The sequence below is a fragment of the Streptomyces sp. NPDC017225 genome (assembly GCF_044331465.1).
Taxonomy (GTDB): Bacteria; Actinomycetota; Actinomycetes; order Streptomycetales; family Streptomycetaceae; genus Streptomyces.
This window is the reverse complement of record NZ_JBIRNE010000003.1, coordinates 571,627-590,867: the sequence shown is the minus strand read 5'-3', so window position 1 is coordinate 590,867 and position 19,241 is coordinate 571,627. Positions and strand designations below refer to the sequence as shown.

Here is a 19,241-nt window from a genome sequence, read left to right as displayed (position 1 = left end):
CGGACACTCCGCCCGCGTTACCTCAACTGATTAACCCAACAGCGCGCCGTTTCCGGCCTTCTGGGCGGCCCTACGCGTGCAGCGCGCCCGGATGGGTCTGCTCCCGCACCGACACGAACTGCTGGCGCACCGCCTGCCCCACCGCCAGCTCCTCGCCCGGCTCCAGCACCTGCGCGACCGCGCCCTGCCAGACGGGGGGATTGCGCGGGTCCAGCGTGCCCTGGGACGCGCCCAGCGCCCAGGCAGCCTGCCGGGCCGAGCCGATCGCCGCGTAGTCCGCCGGCTGCGGTACGACGACCTGCGTTCCGAACAGCGCGGGCGCCGCCGCCTGCACGGCCGGCAGCTCGGCCGCCGCGCCCAGCAGGAAGACCCGCCGCACGTCCACGCCCCGGCCGCGCAGCACGTCCAGGGCGTCGGCGAGACCGCACAGCATGCCCTCGAACGCGGCCCGCGCCAGGTGCTCCGGCCTCATCGACTCGCGCCGCAGACCGGCCAGTGTGCCGGCGGTGTGCGGCAGGTTCGGCGTGCGCTCGCCCTCCAGGTAGGGGAGCAGTACCAGTCCGTGCGCGCCCGGCGTCGACTTCATCGCCAGCTCGGACAGGCTCTCCAGGTCAGGCACGCCGAGCAGCTCGGCGGCGCCGCGCAGGGTGCGTACGGCGTTCAGGGTGGTGACGACGGGCAGGTGCATGCCGGTGGCGTCCGCCAGCGAGGTGATCATGCCGGACTGGTCGACGAGCGCCTCGGGGTGCACGGCCATCACCGACCCGGACGCGCCCAGCGACACCACCGCGTCGCCCAGCCCGATCCCCAGCCCGAAGGCGGCGGCCATCGTCTCGCCGGTACCGGCGGAGATCAGCAACCCCTCCGGCGTCGTACCGGCCGCCTCGGACGGACCGATCACCTCCGGCAGCATCACCTGGTGCCCGAGCGCCAGCTCGACCAGGTCGGGCCGGTACCCGCCGCTCGCCGCCGACCAGTAGCCGGTGCCCGACGCGCCGCCCCGGTCGGTGGTCCTCCTCGCGGGCCGCCCGAGCAGCTGCCACACCAGCCAGTCGTGGGCCTGGAGCAGCACCGCGGTCCGGGCGGCGGCCTCGGGCTCGGTCCTGGCCAGCCAGCGGAGCTTGGTCACCGGCTGCGCGGCCTGCGGCACCGAGCCCACGGCCTGTGCCCACGCCTCACGCCCGCCGAGCGCGTCGATCAGGTCGGCCGCGGCCACCTGGGAGCGCTTGTCGCCGCCGACCATGGCGGGGCGCACGGTATTGCCCTGCGAGTCCAGCGGCACGACGGAGTTCGCCTGCGCGGAGACGCCGATGGCCTGCACGCCCTCCAGCAGCCCGCCGCCGGCGGCCTCCCCGAGGGACAGCAGCCAGGCCTGCGGATCGACGTCCGAGGGCCGGCCCCCGCCTTCGGGGCTCTCCACCGGATGAGGCGCGTAGCCCTGCCTCAGCACGGCACCCGTCTCCGAGTCGCAGACGACGATACGAGTGAAATCGGGCGCACTGTCCAACCCGGCGACTATCCCCATGCCCGAAATTCTGCCGTACCGGGAGAGGTATCCGTACCCGGTGGGGGCACGGGACCCGCCCGGGGCACGGGCCTCACGTGTTGCTGGTGCCCCAGTCGTCCGCGCCACTGCCGTTCGTGCCGCGTTCGCGCAGGGAGCGGACCCGCTGGGCCACCGAGTCGGGCATCCGGTCCCCGACCTTGTCGCTCACCGCGCTGTACGCCTTGTCGGCGAAGTGCCTGCCCTGCTGGGCCGCCGACTCGGCGGTGTTGCGCACGGCGGGGTTCTGCGCGACCTGACGGGCGGACTTGCGCAACTGCTCGTAACGCTCCCGTCCGGCCTTCGTGCCCAGCACGTAACCCACCGCGAGTCCGACGACGAACGTGAGCCGGTAACGCATGGCGGCCACCCTTCCCTTGCTCTGGCTCCTGAGGTGCCGGGGAGTACCGATTGGCGGAGCACCCCCCTGCTTGCGCTAATGTATGTGTCGCAGCGAGCGCGCGCCCCCTGGCGGATACCCAGTGGGATACGTTCGATGCAACGAGTCAATCCTCGGTAGCTCAATTGGCAGAGCAGCCGGCTGTTAACCGGCAGGTTACTGGTTCGAGTCCAGTCCGAGGAGCTCGGTCCCCTGTAGCTCAATTGGCAGAGCAGCCGGCTGTTAACCGGCAGGTTACTGGTTCGAGTCCAGTCGGGGGAGCACGGTGAACGAGGACCCTTCGGGGTCCTTTTTCATGTCCGGGAACCGCGCGGCACGCTGCGGAGTCCTCAAGGTCATGAAGGCAGCGCGGTAGCCGACCATCCGAGGCAGGAGATCGTATGAGCGGCTATGCTGCGGCAGACGGCGCGCACACGTGTACGCGACACGCCGCTATGGGGCGGTAGCTCAGCCGGTTAGAGCAGCGGACTCATAATCCGCCGGCCGTGGGTTCGAGTCCCACCCGCCCCACCAGTAGTCACCCCGAGGAAACGTTCTGACCTGCGGAAACGCGGTTTTCGCGGGATTGGGTGTCCCGAATCGGTGTGGCGAACGTGTGCCGTTTTGTGTCCCCTGTGAGGGTCAAGAGGCCTGTGACCTGGGGTTTTGTTCGAGTCTTCGATGGGTGCGTGGTGAAGGCTCCCACGGCTGCTGAGGCAGCGGCCCTGCCTCACCGCATCGGCATCATCCACTCGCATGTGGTTCGTGGCCGCCCGGCTCGGCGGCCGGGGCGGGTCCTCTCTGTCTCGTGCCCGATGATCCGCCGCCGCGAATGTTGGTGATGTATCGTAGATATGTACATCATGGATTCGGGGTGAGGGGTGGCTGATATGTCTGTGACCCAGGTCGATCTCGATGACGAGGCGCTGGCTGAGGCGATGCGGCTCATGGGTGTCTCGACGAAGAAGGAGACGGTCAACGGGGCCCTACGGGACTATGTGGCGCGCATCAAGCGACTGGAGGCCGCCGAGAGGCTGGCCGCGAGGGGTGAGCGGGGCGAGTTCGAGGCTGCGGCTGCGGCGCATGCAGCGGCCAAGCAGGCCCGGCGGGCCGCCTTCGAATGATCACATACCTGCTCGACACGTCCGCCCTCTGGCACCTCTTTCGTACACCGGGGGCATTGCGTCCCTGGGAGGGGCACATCGCCGCCGGTGTGTTCCATATCTGCGAGCCCACGAGGGCGGAGTTCCTCTACTCGGCCACAAGCCCGGCTCATCGGGACGAGTTGGCCGAGGAGCTGGATGACCTCTGCCATCTCGCCACGGTTCCCAAGAGTGCGTGGCGCTGGGTCGACACCGCGCAGTACAAGCTCACCCAGCGAGGACAGCACCGTGCCGCCGGAGCCATCGACCTCCTGGTGTGTGCGACGGCGGTCCATCACGGTCACACGGTGCTTCACGTGGACAACGACTTCGCCACGGTGGGAGCGGTCCTGAAGGAAGTGCAGCAAAGAGACGTACGCGCCTGACTGAGCTGCCCTGAGTTTCGTAGCGGCCGGGTCTACGTGGTTTCAGGCGAAGTTCGTGGTCGCCTGGGATCGGTGGTGTTGGGCCTCGATTTCTTCGGGTGGGAGGTAGCCGAGGGCCGAGTGCAGACGTTCGGTGTTGTATCGGCCGATCCACTGGACGACTGCGCGTTTGACCTGGTCAGCGTCGCGCCACGGGCCGTGATGGTCGATCAGCTCGGCTTTGAAGGAGCCGTTGAGGCCCTCGGCCATCGCGCCGTCATAGCTGTCGGCGACGGAGCCGACGGGCGCGGTCGCGCCGGCCTCGACCAGGCGCTCGCCGTAGCGGATGGACACGTATGGGGCGAGTTCAACCTGTTGAGAAGCCGTATCTCAACCGATGATGGAACGTGTGAGTCGAACGGGTTTCCCGCCGGGGTGATCTTCCGGCGGTAGGCGCATGAAGGCAGGGCCCCTTGGTAGCTCGGAGGTGCGAACCGAACCGAGCAGTCCCAGGAGGCCCTGTTGTCGCAGGTCTACGCTCAGCGTCTGCATCGTTCAACTTGGCTGCTCGATCGTGTGATTGTCTCGCGCACGTGTACGGGAACGCGGCTGATCATCCGGACCGGGTGCGCCGGTATCCGTCGGACATGACGGATGCGGAGTGGCCGGCCTCGTGCGGGGCTGGTTAAGCTCCTTTGCGAAAAACACGCCGGCGGCCTCCAGAACCTCGTTCGCCCGCCGCAACCCAGCTGTCTCTCTGCTGAGTTGTACGAGCTCGGCTCGTTCGGCGGAGGTGGCGCGCACGGAGCGGGGCCGCGCTCGGTCGGCTGAGTCGTGTCGGCGGTAGCCTGCTCGACGTGCTGCAGAGATATGTCGAGTTCCGCCTTGCTTCGGAGGACATCTCCACCATTCGATTCGGCATGTCGCCAGGGCATGAGATCGTCCACGCGGTGCGGGCCCTCAGCCGGCCGCAGGAGCAGCCGCTGCAGTGGGGATGGCTGCGCGCCGTTCGCGACGATGTCCCGCGGGAGTCCCTGGAGTTGTTGCGCCTGGTCGTGGGTGAAGTCGGGTACGCGCCCGATCTGTTCACGTCGGCCGCGTCGTGGGATCTCACGCCTGCGGATGAGATCGAGCGGCTGCGACAGGCGCCGCTCGAGCCGATCTCGGTTGACCTGCGCAAGCGCGCGGTCCGCAGCGCCGGCATCGCGCGGGCCGCGCTGGAGAGGATGGCGGCCGATCCCGCGAGGATCCGCGCCATGATCGTGCGCCACGTCGAGGCGCTCTGGGAGGCCGCGCTCGCGCCGTACTGGGCGCAGATCGAACGCATTCTTCATGCGGACATCGGTTCTCGGGTGCGGCGGATGACCGCGGACGGTCTGGCCGGGATGGCGGCCGATCTCGGCGAAGGTGTCGAGTGGAGCGCCGACACCGGCTTCGACACCGTGCGCGTGCGGATGGAACGACACGAGGAGATCGTCGACTGCCAGGGGCGGGGCCTCGTGCTCGTGCCGTCGTTCTTCGGGCGCCACTGCGCTGTGCTCACCGAGCCGCCTGCGCAGCCGACGCTGTTCTACCCCGCGCTCGGTGTGTCCGAGGTGTGGCATCGTGCCGATTCGCCGGATGCGCTGGCGGGCCTGCTAGGGGAGAGCCGGGCCGCGGTGCTCGTCGCGGTCGGCGCGCCGCTGTCGACGACGGAGACCGCAGGAGAGGCCGGGCTCGCGGCTTCCACTGCATCCCACCACCTTGACGCCCTGCGCGCCGCCGGACTCATCGCGTCCCGGCGTGCCGGGCGGCGTGTGCTGCACGCGCGCACGCCGCTCGGCGATGCGCTTGTCCACCGGGTCTGACGCGGTGGACAAGCACATCCGTGGCCGGCGCGGGGGTTACCGCCCGGGAACGAGGTCCGGTCCCGCGCCGTGCTCGGCGACGTACGCCTCCGGACCCTGCCGGGTGGCCTGGGGCTCCATGTAGAGGAACTCAAGGACGTTGCCGTCCGGGTCCTCGAGGGAGCGCCCGTACATGAACCCGTGGTCCTGCGCAGGGCGCGGCTCACGGCCGCCCGCGGTGACACCGGCGTCGACGGTCCCGTCGACGTGGTCCCGCGAGTCGCGCGAGAACGACAGCAGCACCTGGGCGACCGTGTGCGGGTCGGCGATCTGCTTGTCGGTGAACTGCGAGAAGTGCCCGTGAGTGAGGACCATGAAGTTCGTGTTCTCGTCCCAGACGACGCAGGCGGCGTTCTCGTCGGTGAACATCGGGTTGATGGCGCAGCCGAGCGCCGTGTAGAAGGCCTTGCTGCGCTCGAGGTCGGTTGTCGTGATGTTGACGAAGATCATGAGGTCTCCTGATGTCGGACGGCCGAGTCCTGCAGTTGCCGAGATCAGGCTGGCACCAGGGGGGTGGGCATCCAATCGATTCGACGTGCGTCGAAAGGTCACGGTGCCGGGTCTATTGATCGGGGGCGTGGACCGGAATTGCTGGCGGCCGCCGAAGGCGGGCGGCCGGGCGGCCGGCTGACCCGGCCACCTCAGCGGAGGGCGGCCCGCGGGCTCTGCGGTCACAGGGGCCGGCGTCGCCGACGAGGCTGAGCGAGAAGCGCGCGCTTGTGATGTTGACCGCCACCGGATTACGGTCGCGGTCGCGCGTTCGGTCAGCAGGAAGGCCAGACAGGCCACGTCTTAGCCGGCTTCTGCGGCAGATGGCATCCCAGAGTGCCTCCACCACGGAATGTAACCGTGGGTATTGGGCAGCGATCAGCCGTAGCTTGTGAAGTCCACCGCAGCGCGGAGGCGGTCAACGGCGCTGAGGGCGAAACTCTCCCTGTGCTCCTCGGGAGCAGTGCTTGCCCAAGGCGGAGATGGGAGCGGTGTGGCGAACGCCCAACCGATCCCCGTCCGAGCGGGATCGAGGAGGATGCAGCGGGTTGGAAACGGGTGGCTATGTCCGTTGTTTCGGCATCGTCGCAGGTGAGAGGCGTCACGCTTATAGGTTCGAGTCCCACCCGCCCCACCTGGCGTCCTCAGGCAGAATCGATCTGACCTGGGGAAACGCGTTTTCCGGGGGCGTTTTGCGTGTGGCAGCCGCCTCACGGGGGTGTGGCGACCGCAGGGCTTCTGGCATCCAAGACGTGCTCCGCACGGCCGTGACCTGGGCTTTTGTAGTTCCGTGGCCGTGGGAGGGTTATGAACGGTCCCACGGCCGCGAGGGGAAGGTGCCAGATGTCGAACGGGGCTTTCCGGTAGCGGGATGTGGCGGATCGCAGTCGGTCTCTCATACCGCGGGCAGCGGCACCGCCCCCTTCGAACGACTCGCCGCCCGCTGGGAAGCCGCACCCAACTCCACGACGCCTTCGTCTCCCTCGCCTGCAGTCTCATCTGCTGGAGACGTCTCAAGAACGCCCGTTCATGATCGTGTTACGAGCCCTGTGGAGCAGCAGTTCCCTTGGTTCCGGCAGGTAGCTCCCGTGCCAGGAACTGAAGCAGGTGGTGGTTGAATTCCTCGGGCTGTTCGACGCCGGGCAGGTGGCCGGCTCGTCCGATGACTGCGATCCGGGCGTGGGGGACGTGACGCTGGATCTCTTCCGTGTCGCCGACGGAGGTATAGACGTCGTCGGCCCCGACGAGGAGGAGTACGGGGACGCCTACCTCGGCCAGATGGGCGCGATAGTCGGCCCGCTCGGCTCTGCCGCGCAGTGCAGCCGCCGCGCCCCGTGGATCGGTGGTGCGCATCATCGTCAGCACGTGTTCGGCGACGTGAGGCAGGGCGGAGACGTTGTACGCGGCGAGCATCTTGTCGATGACTTCTCCGGCGTAACCGTCCATGCCCTCGGCGAGGAGGCGATCGGCCAGGCGGCGGCGGAAGAGCTTGCCCTCCTCCGTCTCCGCCGGAGCGGACGTGTCCGAGAGGACCATGGCAGCGATACGGTGAGGATGGCGGGAGTGGAGTTCCATGGCGATCTGACCGCCCATGGAGACACCGCCGATCACTGCCTCGGATATGCCCAGGTGGTCGAGAAGGCCGACGAGGTCCTCGGCAAAGTCAGCCAGGTAGACGATGTCGCCGGTCGCGGGACTGGCTCCGTAACCTCTCAGGTCGGGCGTGATCACTCGGTAACCGGCAGTCGTGAGGGCTTTTGTCTGTGGATGCCACAGTGTCCGATTGAACGGATGCCCGTGGACAAGCAGTACTGGGGCTCCATCGGCTGGCCCGCGGTCCTCGTAGGCCAGTGTGACGCCGTTGACTTCGGCAGTGGGCATAGGGGCAAGCTACTTTCGTATGGAGTCGGATCGTCAGCATGTACTGGGTTGCGCGGTCCAAGCGGACCGTGCGGCCAATCGGGTTCACAAGCCAATGGCTCCGTCGATCCGTTCGCGGAGCAGGTCGGCGTGGCCGTTGTGACGGGCGTACTCCTCGATCATGTGGATGAGCACCCATCGCAGCGACACGGTGCCGCGCCAGGCGTCCTCACCTTCGACGTCGAGATCGGGGGCCTGAGTGGTGAAGCGCTCGGCGAACGTGACCTCTGCGCGCCAGGCCACCCACGCGGCTTCGATGGCTTCCGGGCCGGGTCCCGCGCCCTCGAAGTCCCCGTCGGGGTCGGTCTCGTCGGAGAACCGGGCCGGCGCGTGCTCTCCTGCTAGGACCTGCCGGAACCAGCGTCGCTCCACATCCGCGAGGTGCCGCACCAGCCCGATCAGCGAAAGCGTGGACGGTCCCACCGACCGCAGAGTCAACTCCGGCCCCAGACCGGAGCACTTCAGCTGCAACGTCACGCGCTGGGCGGCCAGGACGTCGGTCAGCATCTGGCGCTCGTCGCCGGTGGCGGGACTCGCGAACCGGCGTTCGCTCTCGGCGCCGGCGAACAGGCCGCCTCGTCGACTGGGGTTGGTCTTTCCTGGCATCGTCCACCGCCGTGATCTTCTTGAAGGGACAAATGTCGGTGTGTCCGGAGGTCCCAAGACGGGGGGAGTGCCTTGCCGGTGCGTTCAAGTACCGGTTTGCTCCGAGTGTGTTTCAGGCCGCGCCGTTGGGCACAGCATGCACTCCAGCAGACCGGTTCGGGTGCGCTGACATCTGCGGCTGGCCGAGCTGGGGATAGGTGACAGAAGTGGTCGGTGTCAGCTCTTGACGGCGTGCACGAGTCGCATGCCGCGCGACCCCACGGTGTCGTCGCGAACTTCCAGGCCGACCGCGCGACACTGCTCGGTCACCCAGTCCGCGGCGATGCGCAGCTTGGGATAGCTGCCGACCTGCAAGGTCCAGGTGTTCCCGGATCGGGTGTGCAGGAGGTCGTGGACCATGACGGTGTCGTGCTTCACGTACTCCAAGAAGCATGTGAGCACGCGGTCTTCGTCACTCCGGACGGTGATGAAACGGTCGGCGCCTTCCAGGCTCCGGGAAAGGTCGCGGTAGGTCGCGACGAACCGGCCGCCCGTTGTGAGGGCGCGCGCCACGTCGGCCAGCAGTTTTGTCACATCGGCCTTGTCCGGGAGATGTGGCAGCGTGTCGCCCATGCACACCACCGCGTCGACAGTCCCGGGGCGGGCGACTCGCGGTAGCGCGCTGCGGATGTCGCCGTGGACGGGGACGATCTCGGCTGCGCCCTGCGTGTGCAGCGCGAGTTCGTCCAGCAGGTACTTGCTGGCGTCGACGGCGACCACCGACGCGAAGCCGATTCGGGCCAGTGCCATCGACTGCTGGCCCGGACCGCACCCCAAGTCCACCGCCACGCCCCCGGCCGGCCCCGGCTGCACACCGAGGCGTCGAAGTAGCGCTTCCTGTTCGGTAACGAGGGTGCCGATGTCACCGCCGAGCATCCAGGTGTACTGCGCGGCAAGCAGTTGGTCGTAGTGAACGGCTGCACTGGTCAACGGAGATCCCGCCTCTGCGACTCGATGAAACGGTCAGGGTTCTGCCTGCGGGGTGCTTGCCGTTCCGGCGGGGCGATCACGAGAACGACGGTCGTGGCCTGGCTTGCCGGACTTTCACGGAGCCTGGCCGGTTGCCGAGTGGATGTGCCTGTCGCGGGTCAGGGACTCCGCACCCAAGCGGCGAGTTCGGCCAGGTAGATGTTCTCGCGGGCCGCGTCCAATTCGGCACCGAGCGCCGCGCGGTAAGTAGCGGTGGCCTCCGCGTACCGAAGGCGGCCCGTGTCGTTGACGACGGCTCGCACAGATCGGCCGTCCTCACCGCCGAGGCTGACCCGCTCGGCCATACCTCGCGCCTCCAACCGCTCGACAAGACGGGTGACCGAGCTGTCCTTGAGACCGATGCGCTCTGCGAGTTCCCCCATGCGTAGCCGTCCCCCACCGTCCTCGCGACTGAGCGCGCACAAAGCCCGGTATTCCGAGAGCGGGAGGCCGTGGGAAGACCGCAACGCCTGGTCCAACCGCTGCTCGATCCGCCCAAGCAGGCGCACCGCCATACACCAACGGTCATCCTCGACGTCGCTGGCGGGCGCCGCGTCACCGTGTGTCTGGTCGATCATGCGCTCACCTTACATTCTGCTTGCACAAACAAGGAAGTCATGTGCGAGCGGCCGTTGTTGATGGAGCACGCACAGCCGTGAACGCCGCGCCCGGACCGGTCACGACGCTGTCGTCGGAATTGAGGGCGCGTCAAGTGCCCTGGCAGTCGCCACCCCGGCGAGGGCTTCCTTGACGTGCGGGTTGCTCCCGTTGCCGGGGTCGGGGACGTCTTGTCCGTGCACGCCGGCCATCGAACTCACAGCCGAGCGTGCGGGCCCCCGGTGGCTGCCCGCACGGCTGAACTTTCGCTCGCTCAGGGTGCCCTGGCCCGCCCGGAGGTGGAGCGGCAGTTCGGCGGCCGCGCACCCGAAAGCGCTGACAGTAGCCCTCCCGCGCCGGCATGAGGAGCGGGAGGGTTATCGATCGGGGCCGGCAGGCGTTCCGGAACGGTCGCCGCCCGCCTCGATCGACCAGGGGCTGTGCGGGGTCGTGATCAATGTTCGTATTCTGCTGTCGTGCTGGGGCGCGCCGTACTCCTCCGTGCGGCGGAGGTGAATCATCGCTCGGTACGACGTGCCGGTCCGGGCGGTGCGAGAGGTTCGAGTCATGACGACGACGGAATCCGCCCCAACTGAATCCAGCAAGCCCCCGTCGGCCCGGCTTCCGGTCCCGCCGCCTCCGCGGTGGGCGGTGCGTGCCGCTCATGTCGCGGCCTGGTCGACCGTGCCCTCCGGGGTGTGGCGCGTCGCGCTCGTGCTCGGATTGCCGGTCGGGGTGATGGAACAGGAGGAGTTCCTCGTCGCGTTCCCCGGCAAGTCCTCGCTGATTGGCCTGGCTTACGTACTGCTGATCGGTGCGGTCGCCGAGGCCGCCTCGTACCTCACGCTGGGCCTGGTACGGCCCTGGGGGGAGGTGGTGCCGCGCTGGATGCCGTTCCTCGGAGGGCGCGCGGTCGACCGCAGACTCGCGGTCCTCGCCGCTTCGCTGGGGGCCCTCGCGGTCACCGTCCTGTGGTGGGTCCTCTTCTTCGGCGGACTGCTGACCTCGCCCAGCCCGGACCCCGGCATCTCGGCCGGTGAAGCTCTCTTCGTCGCCGCCTATGCCCCGCTCCTGCTGTGGGGCCCGCTCCTGGCAGCGGTGACCTGGTCGTACCACCGAAGGCACAAGGACAGCGGCACGGTCAAGTAGGCCCATGCTGTGGGTCAAGCCGAATCCGAGCCACGTTCGCCAGGAGACAGGCCTCGACGCAATCGCGTTTCCGGCGACCGGGATGCCAGGATGTTCGCCTCCGCGGCGGGGAGCAGGCCGGACGCCAGGCAGCGGTGGATGGCGGACAGCGGGGGCCACACGGCGTGGCCCAGGGGCCGGCCGTAGTGCAGGAAGGTCGCCAGCGACACCCGTCCGCCGGCGGTCCCCACAACGAGGTTGCCGCTCAGGAACCACGAGGCGGCCTCGAGACGGATCCAGTCCTCGCCGCGGCCGGCGATCCGCCAGCCGGCCACGGTGTCCGGCGATCGTCCCCGACTGAGGCGAAGGCCGAGGAGGCCGCGCCAGATCAGCCGCTGGGCGGCGCCGGGCACGTTACCGAACATCGCCCGGGCCCACTCCTCCGGCGTGGCGACCGTGCTGGTCGGCTGGGAGAAGTGGTCGGCATAGTCGATGGCCGGCAATGAGCTGAGGGCGCGGACGGCCTCGGGCACGTTTGCCGTCCCGACCTCGCCGGTGACGTGGCCCGGGCCGACACCATCGGACTGCGGAGAGCGCTGCTCGTGCCAGGCGTGTTCCTTCTGGCGGATGAAGGCCGGCAGCACGAACAGACGACGGAACGGGGCGATTCCGGCCAAGTAGAGGCGTCCGAGCAGGCCGTTGGGCTTGACCAGCACCGCCATGCGCAGCTCGTGTCCGCCATGCGCGGCCGGTACCCAGCCGAGGTGCATGACGGCGTGGACGGTCTTGTTCGCCAGCTCCAGGGCGCACTCGTCGTCGAGTACGTAGACCGGCGTGAGCGGACCGAGCCCGGCGGCCGATTCCGCCACGGTCGCACGGAGGTCGTCGGGAAGCCGGTCGCGCACCGCGGGCACCCGGTTCCCTACGCCCGCCCCGGGTCTGTCCCAGCCGAACACTGCGCCGAGCTTCCAGCGCACCGCGAACAGGGCCCGCAGCGGCAGTGGGTTTCGTCGCGGCGCCCGCATCGCCGCGAGCACGGCGGGGAAGTCGTCCGCTCCGGCGCCAGGGGTGCGGATCGCCCACAGGTCCTCGACCTCGAAGTCGCGCGTGAGCTCGTGGATCCGCCAGGGGAGCGCGGCATGTGCGCTGCTGGGAAGCCTCGTGGCCATGATCGCCTCCTCACCGTTCCTGGAATGGGAGGAACTGGCGCGGCTTGGGCTCGCGTGCACCGAAGCGGACGGCGTCGCCCAGGGCCTCGGCCGCGGAGAGGGCAGCGTGGAAGGAGGCCTCGAACACGGACCGCCCAGTGGTGACGACGGCATCGCAATGAGGTGTGGCCCCGACTTCCGCGGACAGGCGACCCGCGGCGGCGCGCAATCCCTCGCCCTCCTGGTCGGTACGGTCGACGAACTCCTCGAGCTGCGCCGACTGCGGGTCGTGGAAGCCGACAAAACCAATGGTCACCGCGATGCCTCCGTCTCATATACGGTAGCGTACGGATCGAGCGTAGGCTCTTTTATGCGGTGGCGTATACTCGAGTGAGAGTGAGGTGGACCACGCGGTGGCTACGGTCCGGACCCCGCGTGAGCGATGGATCGAGGAGGGCCTGCAGGCCCTGGTTGACGGCGGTCCCGACGCCGTCCGTATCGAGGTGCTGGCCAAGCGACTGGGCGTTACCAAGGGCGGCTTCTACGGGCACTTCGCCCACCGCGGCGCACTGCTCGAGGCGATGCTGGACACCTGGGAGCGGGAGAGCACCGACGAGGTCATCGACCGCGTCGAACGCGAAGGCGGCGACCCGAAGACCAAGATCAGCCGGGCGGGCACGCTCACCTTCTCCGACGATCGACTACTGCCCATCGACCTCGCGATCCGCGCCTGGTCCCGCAACGACGAGGCGGTCACCGAGCGGCTGCGCCGCGTCGACAACCGCCGCATGGCCCTGCTGCGCGAAATGGTCGGCACCTTCTGCACCGACCCCGACGAGGTCGAGGCTCGCAGCCTGCTCGCCTTCTGCACGGCCATCGGCGCACACTTCCTCGCTGCCGACCACGAAGGCCGCACCCGCCAACAAGTCCTCGCCCACGCCGCCGACCTGCTCCTCAACCGCGCCGGCCACGACGAGGAGTAGTACTGAGGTCGAAGTCGTGGCGCGGTCCCGCCGGCGCTGTCGTCGGACAAGACGGTCACCGAGGTCGCCCGAGGGCTGGGTGGCGACGACAGTCGGTTGCGTCGTAGCCGGCATCCGAGGTGGCTGACACTTGGAATGCTTTCCACCACGGAATGCAGCCGTGGGTGGTGGGCGGCGATCAGTCGTGGCCTGTGAAGCCCACCGCAGCGCGGACGTGGTCGATGGTGCTGACAGGCGTGATTCTTCCTGTGCTCGTCGGGGAGCAGTGCTTGCGTGAGGTGGAAGGGAAGCGGTGTGGCGAAGGCCTAACCGACCCCCGTCTGAGCCGGATCGAGGGGGATCCAGCCGGATGGAAACGGGTGGCTATGTCCGTTGTTTCGACATCGCCGCAGGTGAGAGGCGTCACGCTTTTGGGTTCGAGTCCCACCCGCCCCACCGAGTATCCCCAGGCAGAATCGATCTGACCTGGGGAAACACGTTTTCTTGGGGCGTTTTGCGTGTGGCGTTCGCCTTGTGGAGGCGCTGTTCTCGTATAGCTACCGCCAGGTGGCGTGTAGCGCTGAGTAACCTTCCGGCAACAGTTGTGGTTTTCTGATCTTCGCTCCGGGTCCGCCTCGCCACCCTGTGGTGATCCAACTGGTTGGGCAAGGGAGCACGGGTGCGGCAGGACTGGGAGCCGGAAGACCTGATCGGGGTCTGGACGCTGCTCGAAGACGACATGAAGAAGGTGCGGAACAAGTCCGGGGCGACCCGGTTGGGCTTCGCACTGTTGCTCAAGTTTTTCGAGGTGGAGGCCCGGTTCCCGGAGTCCGCCAAGGAGATGCCCGCGGCGGCGGTGAAGTACGTGGCCCAGCAGGTGAGGGTTCCAGCCGGGGCGTGGGCGGACTACGACTGGCAGGGCGACCGGATCAAGCGGCACCGCAAGGAGATCCGGGAGGCGTACGGGTTCAGGGTGAACACCGAGGAGGATCAGGAGCGGCTGGCCGAGTGGCTGGCCTCCGAGCTGTGTCCGGTGGAGTTATCGCGGGAGCGGCTGGCGGCGGCGGTGGTGGCCCGGTGCCGTAACGACCGCATGGGCAGCACGCGGGGTGCGGCCGCGCTATGCCGGATTCCCTGGCATCGGGGCTGGTGGGCTCTTATGTTGAGGCGTCGAGATGGCTGCGGATCTGTGCGATGACGACGGAGACGAGCTGGTCGAACTGGGTGTCCGCGGTGGGGACGGGCAGCGCGGCGGCCTGGCGCAGGGCAGGGAGGTCGAGATCGGCGTGGGCGGCCAGCCATACGTCGGGGACGAGCGTGCCGCGGTCCGTCGTGGCGTGCGTGGCGGGGCGGTCGACCACGAGCGCGAAAGAGAGCATGAGCAGGGAGAGGTGGCGGTGTACCTCCAGGGCAGTCGGGAAGCCGATGCCGATGCCGTGCAGGAGTTGGAGGAAGCGGTCGAGGTTGAGCAGGCGGTTGGGGTGCACGGAGGTGGGGGGCGCGTCCTCGTCGAGGGAGACCAGCAGGGCGCGCGGCCAGCGCCGGTACAGCTTGCGCAGCGACCTCGCGTAACCGGCGACGGATTCCTCCCAGGCCGTGGGGTCCAAGGGAGGGGGATTCCAGGAGTCGAGCATGAGCCCCAGGGCGAGATCGACGACGTCCTGGCGGTCCTCGACGTAGTTGTACAGAGCCCGCACGGTCACATTGAGTTCAGCGGCCAGGGCGCGCATGGTGACGGAACGGAACCCCTGCGTACCAGCCATCTCCAGCGCCTTCGCGGCGATGGCCTCCCGGGTGAGGACAGGGCGGCCCTTGCGTGTCGTGGGGCGGCGGCGGGAGGTGGCAGGCATGGCGCCATCGTACGGCCCCCCGCTTGAACTTCACACACGTTGACTTTTAGCGTCGGGAGACCGCAGGCTGACGGCACCGCCCGCTCCCGCCTGGAGGTCGTATCCCGCATGGCAGCTCAGAAGTCTCGTCGTCTCCCGCCGCTGAGCGGGGTCCTCGTGCTGGTGATGGCCTCCACGGGGCTGGTCGTCGTCGACCTCACGATCGTGGCCATCGGACTCCCGCTGATCAGCGCCGACGTCGCGGACGGGGATTCGGCGGAGTCGGTGGTGGTGACCTACATGGTCGCGATGGGTGCACTGACTCAGGCGGCCGGAAGCCTCTCGGACCGCTGGGGGCGGCGGTCTCTGTTCCTGGCCGGGATCGCCGTGTTCACTCTGGCCTCCCTGGCCGCGACTTTGGCGCAGGACCTGTGGTGGCTGAACGCCGCCCGGGTGGTTCAGGGCTGCGGAGCCGCAGTGATCATGGTGAACGGCATTCCGCTGATCTCGGACCGCTACACCGGTGAGGAGCGCAATCTCGCGATCGGTGCCTGGGGATCGTTCGCGACCGCGGCCGGGCTCCTCGCCCCGACCCTCGGTGGAGTGCTGATCGACGCCTTCGGATGGCGCGTGGTTTTCGCGATCAACCTCCCGCTCGGCGCAGCGGCCTGGGTGCTGGCCGCCCGCGTGCTGCCGCCAACCACCCCCGCACCCTCCTTGACCGGGCGGCCGGACTGGCCCGGCAGCCTGCTGCTCATGCTCGGCCTCGGTACGGCGACCCTGCTCATGCTCCGCCCCGACGACACACCATGGGCAGGCCAGGACACCGTCGCACTGCTCACCGCCTGCCTGGTACTGGCCGCCTTCCTGGCCCTCCAGCTCCGCGTGCCCAGGCCGACACTGGAGCTACGGATGTTCACCCGACCCGCGTTCTGCGGCGCGATGCTGGCCGTCCTCCTCTCACGCGTCCTGACCATTGGCGGCTCGGTCTACTTGGTGCTGTACCTGTCGGACGGCCTGGGCCTGAGCCCAACCTCGGCGGGGCTGCTGATGACGCCGATCTTCCTCGCACAGATCGCCACCGGCATGGTCGGCTCCAAGCTGCTCAGCCACTGGGCCCCCGGCCTGGTGATCGGCTCCGGCTACTTACTCAAGGGCGTCGGCTTCACGGCCCTGGCACTGCTGATCACACCCAGCACACCGTGGTGGGCGCTGCTCGGGCCGCTGCTGGCCTGGGGAGCCGGCGGCGGAATCGCCGGCGCCCCCGTGATGGCCGTGGCGGTCGAGGTGACCGAACCCGAGCGGGTCGGCATGGTCGCCGGGACCGTCTCCACCCTCGCCTCCCTCGGCGCCGGCGTCGGCACAGCGGCACTGGGCGCGATCTTCACCCTTCACGACGGCACCAGTACAGGCAGCCAGGCAGTCGCTGACGGCACCCGGGCCGTCCTCACGGTCTCCGCCGTGCTTGCGTTCATCGCAGTACTCACCACACTCGTCCTCATCCATCCGCGCCGCGTCCCTCGCCCCGACCGAAGCCAGGAACCCGCCCGGTGACCATCAATCTCGCCCGTTACCGCCCCCGCACCGACGCCGGGACCTGGCACCTGTCACACGGCACCCGCACCTCGCATAAACGACCATCTGTGAGAGTTCCGAGAACACCCTCCGGGCGATCACATTTCCGCAGGTCGCCATTGGCAGAAGTCCTCTCAAAACTGGCACATTGTGCGAGACGGTTCTGACAGACTGCCGGGGTGGAACTGGCGCCCGATCAAGCAGCAAATGCGGTAGAATGAAACGACTGTCCGACGTGTGAAGCCCCGGCCGGGAGTCCGTGCCGCACCCGCGGCGGGAAGACCGCGACGAAGTACCACACCCCGCGCTTCATCCTCGTCCCCGCGCTCCGCGGAGAACTCGACGTCCGCATCCCCGAGGACCGCGGACCCGGACGGGCATGGAAGCCGGGCCCGCCCATCGAGGCGGCGCCCCCCACGCCGGCCGCAAAGCCGATCCGGATCGGGTACGCCCGGTGCTCGACCGTCCAGCAGGAACTCCAGTCCCAACTCGACGCGCTTGCCCTCGCGCAGTGCAAGCGTGTCTTCTCCGAGAAGATCAGCACCCGCGTCAAGGTGCGGCCCGCACTGGAGGAAGCACTCAAGCTCGCGTACGACATCAAGGAGGCCGCCCCAGACCAAGAGGTCATCCTCACCGTCCACGAGCTCAGGCGCCTCGCGCGCAACGCAGCCGAGCTGATGACGCTGTCCACCCAGCTCCAGACCGCCGGCGTCCAGCTCGAACTCCTCACCGGCCCCCTCACCGGCATCTACGACCCCAACGGCATGGGCGCCATGTTCTTCGCCGTACTCGCCGTCGCCGCCCAGCTCGACCGCAACTACATCCGCGAGAAGACCCTGGAGGGCCAGGTCACCGCGGCGAGCAAGGGCAACCACGGCGGACGCCCCAAGGTCATCGACGACGACTCGCTCACCTTCGCCGTCGCACTGAAGGACAAGGGCGTCCCTGTCCCGGAGATCGCGAAGAAGCTCACCATCAAGACCGGCAAGAACGTGGGCAAGCACCCCTCGGTCGCCTCGCTCTACCGGGCCCTGGCCGAAGCCGAGGAGGCCGACGCCCCCGACGAAGCACAGGTCATCGGCCCTCGGCGGCCGGTCCGCGCCCGCATCACCGGCCCCGGCAGCGGCACCGATCCAGAGCTGATGGAACGGCCCCGTCGAGACCAAGTCCCGTGAGAACAACGTCCAGGTCAACACGTTCACCGGCTCCGAGGAATCCGACCTCCTCCACGCGGCCGGCTCCTGGATGGCCGAGCACCTCGACGCCGTCCTCATCGGCCTGAACTGGATCGGCGACTTCCTCTCCCCGCACGACATCGACCCGCCCGGCCCGCCAGGCCACCGCCTGGACCTCACCGTCGGCCTCTCCAACGAACGCCACTGACCCACACGCGGCGAAGACTCCAGCGATCACCACGCTGGGGTCTTCGTCATCCATGATCAAGTGCTTGGCGCTAACGGCTGTTCCGTTGGTCCCCAAGGCCGGTTATCTACAGGAGGGCAACTGATGCGCACTCTTTACGTCGTCACCCATCCGGAGGCGACGCACCACGTCGAAGAAGTCGTCGGCGGATGGCATGACTCGAAGTTGACGCCCGCTGGCGTCCGTGCGGCCGTCTCCATCGCGCAGGCGTTGCGGGCCCAGGTCCCGGACGGCGCCGAAGTGGAGCTGTTCTCCTCGGATCTGCAGCGCACTCTGCGGACGGCCGAGAAAGTGGCCGAACTGTTCGGCGTGAAGCCGATTGTGGATCGCAGGCTGCGGGAGAAGTCCTATGGTGAGGCAGGGGGAAAACCGCAGGAGTGGCTGGACCGGCGCTTCGTCCCCCCGCCGGCTGTCGGGGAGCGAATGGACCACGACGAGGGCGTGCAGGGTTCCGAGACCAAGGCTGCGTGGGCGCAACGCGTCTACGCAGCAACGGACGAGATCCTGCAGAACCCTTGCGAACATCAGATCATCGTGACGCACGGCGGCTCCCTGACGTTCGTCGTGGCGTCCTGGATCAAGATGCCGATCGAGTCGGCCGGCTATGCCAGTTTCCGGGCCCCCTCCGGCAGCATCACCACGCTCCGCGAAGACGACTTCTTCCACAACCGCCAAGTCGTCAGCCTCGGTGACACTCTTCATCTCGACTCCGCACAAGCTGGCTGACCTCAGCCTGGCCCGCTTCGACGGCCCGTCGCCCTCGCGGGCGGCGGGCCGTCCCACACTGACGTCAGTTCTCGTGAACATTCCCGAGCCCGTCGACGTCCCTCTGCTGCCCAAGGTGCTGGACAAACGCTGCTATTGCAAGTGAACGAAGCCAGTTCGGCTTCTTCGCCGCGATGGCCGAGACGGAGCGGGAGAACATCCGAGAGTCGACGCCGGGGCGAGTCCGTCGAGCAGATCCAGCCCGCCCTGATCATCCCCACCGGCAGGCGCAAGGGACACAGCCCGTCCGTCGCCAGCATCTACCGGGCCCTCGCCGAACACCAGAAGACCCAGGCGTACCCCGAAGCCGTCGAGACGGCCCACGCCGACTTCGCCGCCCTCCAGCAATACGACCGCAACCCCAAGTAGTTACTCAGCGCTACACGCTACCTGGCGGTAGCTATACGAGAACAGGGCCGGGCCGCTCGCTCGGCACCGGGCGTCGCCTACGGCCTGGGACGGCTGGGAACAGATGAG

22 protein-coding genes and 3 tRNA genes are annotated in these 19,241 nt (G+C 68.4%); 15 read left to right on the top strand and 10 right to left on the bottom strand.

Annotated elements, in window-relative coordinates; translation table 11 throughout:
- Window positions 1-70 precede the first annotated feature (70 nt).
- Window positions 71-1,525 (bottom strand): FGGY family carbohydrate kinase, encoded by a 1,455-nt coding sequence (locus ACH4NX_RS10000; protein WP_351388142.1) that lies wholly within the window; start codon window positions 1,523-1,525, stop codon window positions 71-73.
- A 73-nt stretch (window positions 1,526-1,598) separates the two neighbouring features.
- A complete protein-coding gene (locus ACH4NX_RS09995; protein WP_279559250.1) occupies window positions 1,599-1,904 on the bottom strand; it encodes a YtxH domain-containing protein in 306 nt (101 codons plus the stop codon).
- Window positions 1,905-2,053: 149 nt separating this feature from the next.
- Between ACH4NX_RS09995 and ACH4NX_RS09990 the strand changes: the two genes are divergently transcribed.
- The 5 genes from ACH4NX_RS09990 (at window position 2,054) to ACH4NX_RS09970 (ending at window position 3,450) form a co-directional block, all read left to right on the top strand.
- A tRNA-Asn gene (locus ACH4NX_RS09990) sits at window positions 2,054-2,126 on the top strand.
- 5 nt (window positions 2,127-2,131) lie between these two features.
- A tRNA-Asn gene (locus tag ACH4NX_RS09985) sits at window positions 2,132-2,204 on the top strand.
- Window positions 2,205-2,379: 175 nt separating this feature from the next.
- A tRNA-Ile gene (locus ACH4NX_RS09980) sits at window positions 2,380-2,456 on the top strand.
- 356 nt (window positions 2,457-2,812) lie between these two features.
- Window positions 2,813-3,046 carry a type II toxin-antitoxin system VapB family antitoxin gene (locus ACH4NX_RS09975; protein WP_328560307.1) on the top strand — a complete coding sequence of 78 codons (234 nt, stop codon included), beginning with the start codon at window positions 2,813-2,815 and terminating at the stop codon, window positions 3,044-3,046.
- Window positions 3,043-3,450 carry a PIN domain nuclease gene (locus ACH4NX_RS09970; protein WP_328560306.1) on the top strand — a complete coding sequence of 136 codons (408 nt, stop codon included), beginning with the start codon at window positions 3,043-3,045 and terminating at the stop codon, window positions 3,448-3,450. Before ACH4NX_RS09975 ends, ACH4NX_RS09970 begins: the two co-directional genes overlap by 4 nt.
- 42 nt (window positions 3,451-3,492) lie before the next feature.
- Here the strand turns inward: ACH4NX_RS09970 and ACH4NX_RS09965 are convergent, their stop codons facing one another.
- Entirely contained in the window at window positions 3,493-3,783 is a 291-nt protein-coding gene (locus tag ACH4NX_RS09965; protein ID WP_398128502.1) for an integrase core domain-containing protein, read from the bottom strand.
- A gap of 503 nt (window positions 3,784-4,286) precedes the next feature.
- Between ACH4NX_RS09965 and ACH4NX_RS09960 the strand changes: the two genes are divergently transcribed.
- A complete protein-coding gene (locus tag ACH4NX_RS09960; RefSeq protein WP_398128501.1) occupies window positions 4,287-5,276 on the top strand; it encodes a DUF5937 family protein in 990 nt (329 codons plus the stop codon).
- 36 nt (window positions 5,277-5,312) lie between these two features.
- On the opposite strand, the gene ACH4NX_RS09955 is transcribed toward ACH4NX_RS09960, so the two are convergent.
- From ACH4NX_RS09955 to ACH4NX_RS09935, 5 genes are all read right to left on the bottom strand, one after another.
- Window positions 5,313-5,765 carry a VOC family protein gene (locus tag ACH4NX_RS09955; protein WP_328560303.1) on the bottom strand — a complete coding sequence of 151 codons (453 nt, stop codon included), beginning with the start codon at window positions 5,763-5,765 and terminating at the stop codon, window positions 5,313-5,315.
- Between the two features lie 1,077 nt (window positions 5,766-6,842).
- Window positions 6,843-7,685 carry an alpha/beta fold hydrolase gene (locus ACH4NX_RS09950; RefSeq protein WP_398128500.1) on the bottom strand — a complete coding sequence of 281 codons (843 nt, stop codon included), beginning with the start codon at window positions 7,683-7,685 and terminating at the stop codon, window positions 6,843-6,845.
- A gap of 84 nt (window positions 7,686-7,769) precedes the next feature.
- Complete coding sequence (locus tag ACH4NX_RS09945; RefSeq protein WP_398128499.1) at window positions 7,770-8,330, bottom strand: DinB family protein; 561 nt, start codon at window positions 8,328-8,330, stop codon at window positions 7,770-7,772.
- A gap of 216 nt (window positions 8,331-8,546) precedes the next feature.
- Complete coding sequence (locus ACH4NX_RS09940; RefSeq protein WP_398128498.1) at window positions 8,547-9,299, bottom strand: class I SAM-dependent methyltransferase; 753 nt, start codon at window positions 9,297-9,299, stop codon at window positions 8,547-8,549.
- 158 nt (window positions 9,300-9,457) lie between these two features.
- Window positions 9,458-9,916 carry a MarR family winged helix-turn-helix transcriptional regulator gene (locus ACH4NX_RS09935; RefSeq protein WP_398128497.1) on the bottom strand — a complete coding sequence of 153 codons (459 nt, stop codon included), beginning with the start codon at window positions 9,914-9,916 and terminating at the stop codon, window positions 9,458-9,460.
- A 586-nt stretch (window positions 9,917-10,502) separates the two neighbouring features.
- On the opposite strand from ACH4NX_RS09935, the gene ACH4NX_RS09930 reads away from it, so the two are divergent.
- Complete coding sequence (locus tag ACH4NX_RS09930) at window positions 10,503-11,084, top strand: hypothetical protein (protein WP_398128496.1); 582 nt, start codon at window positions 10,503-10,505, stop codon at window positions 11,082-11,084.
- 14 nt (window positions 11,085-11,098) lie between these two features.
- Here the strand turns inward: ACH4NX_RS09930 and ACH4NX_RS09925 are convergent, their stop codons facing one another.
- The gene (locus tag ACH4NX_RS09925) at window positions 11,099-12,232 is read right to left on the bottom strand and encodes a DUF2867 domain-containing protein (protein ID WP_398128495.1); all 1,134 of its coding nucleotides are present in this window, start codon (window positions 12,230-12,232) and stop codon (window positions 11,099-11,101) included.
- Here ACH4NX_RS09925 and ACH4NX_RS09920 point away from each other — a divergent pair.
- From ACH4NX_RS09920 to ACH4NX_RS09910, 3 genes are all read left to right on the top strand, one after another.
- Window positions 12,225-12,605 carry a hypothetical protein gene (locus ACH4NX_RS09920; RefSeq protein ID WP_398128494.1) on the top strand — a complete coding sequence of 127 codons (381 nt, stop codon included), beginning with the start codon at window positions 12,225-12,227 and terminating at the stop codon, window positions 12,603-12,605. The two genes, ACH4NX_RS09925 and ACH4NX_RS09920, sit on opposite strands and share 8 nt — an antisense overlap.
- A gap of 19 nt (window positions 12,606-12,624) precedes the next feature.
- Window positions 12,625-13,194 (top strand): TetR/AcrR family transcriptional regulator, encoded by a 570-nt coding sequence (locus ACH4NX_RS09915; RefSeq protein WP_398128493.1) that lies wholly within the window; start codon window positions 12,625-12,627, stop codon window positions 13,192-13,194.
- Window positions 13,195-13,852: 658 nt separating this feature from the next.
- A complete protein-coding gene (locus tag ACH4NX_RS09910; protein WP_398128492.1) occupies window positions 13,853-14,371 on the top strand; it encodes a DUF4158 domain-containing protein in 519 nt (172 codons plus the stop codon).
- Here the strand turns inward: ACH4NX_RS09910 and ACH4NX_RS09905 are convergent.
- A complete protein-coding gene (locus ACH4NX_RS09905) occupies window positions 14,331-15,023 on the bottom strand; it encodes a TetR/AcrR family transcriptional regulator (protein ID WP_398128491.1) in 693 nt (230 codons plus the stop codon). The genes ACH4NX_RS09910 and ACH4NX_RS09905 overlap by 41 nt on opposite strands.
- A gap of 108 nt (window positions 15,024-15,131) precedes the next feature.
- Between ACH4NX_RS09905 and ACH4NX_RS09900 the strand changes: the two genes are divergently transcribed.
- The 5 genes from ACH4NX_RS09900 to ACH4NX_RS09880 all read left to right on the top strand — a co-directional run bounded on the left by ACH4NX_RS09900 (window position 15,132) and on the right by ACH4NX_RS09880 (window position 19,133).
- Complete coding sequence (locus ACH4NX_RS09900) at window positions 15,132-16,556, top strand: MFS transporter (RefSeq protein ID WP_398128490.1); 1,425 nt, start codon at window positions 15,132-15,134, stop codon at window positions 16,554-16,556.
- 332 nt (window positions 16,557-16,888) lie between these two features.
- Window positions 16,889-17,752: a recombinase family protein gene (locus ACH4NX_RS09895; RefSeq protein WP_398128557.1), complete on the top strand. Its 864-nt coding sequence runs from the start codon at window positions 16,889-16,891 to the stop codon at window positions 17,750-17,752.
- A 70-nt stretch (window positions 17,753-17,822) separates the two neighbouring features.
- Window positions 17,823-17,960 (top strand): hypothetical protein, encoded by a 138-nt coding sequence (locus tag ACH4NX_RS09890; RefSeq protein WP_398128489.1) that lies wholly within the window; start codon window positions 17,823-17,825, stop codon window positions 17,958-17,960.
- A 123-nt stretch (window positions 17,961-18,083) separates the two neighbouring features.
- Window positions 18,084-18,725 carry a histidine phosphatase family protein gene (locus ACH4NX_RS09885; RefSeq protein WP_398128488.1) on the top strand — a complete coding sequence of 214 codons (642 nt, stop codon included), beginning with the start codon at window positions 18,084-18,086 and terminating at the stop codon, window positions 18,723-18,725.
- A gap of 141 nt (window positions 18,726-18,866) precedes the next feature.
- Window positions 18,867-19,133, top strand: a complete 267-nt coding sequence (locus tag ACH4NX_RS09880) for a hypothetical protein (RefSeq protein WP_398128487.1) — start codon at window positions 18,867-18,869, stop codon at window positions 19,131-19,133.
- Window positions 19,134-19,241 lie beyond the last annotated feature (108 nt).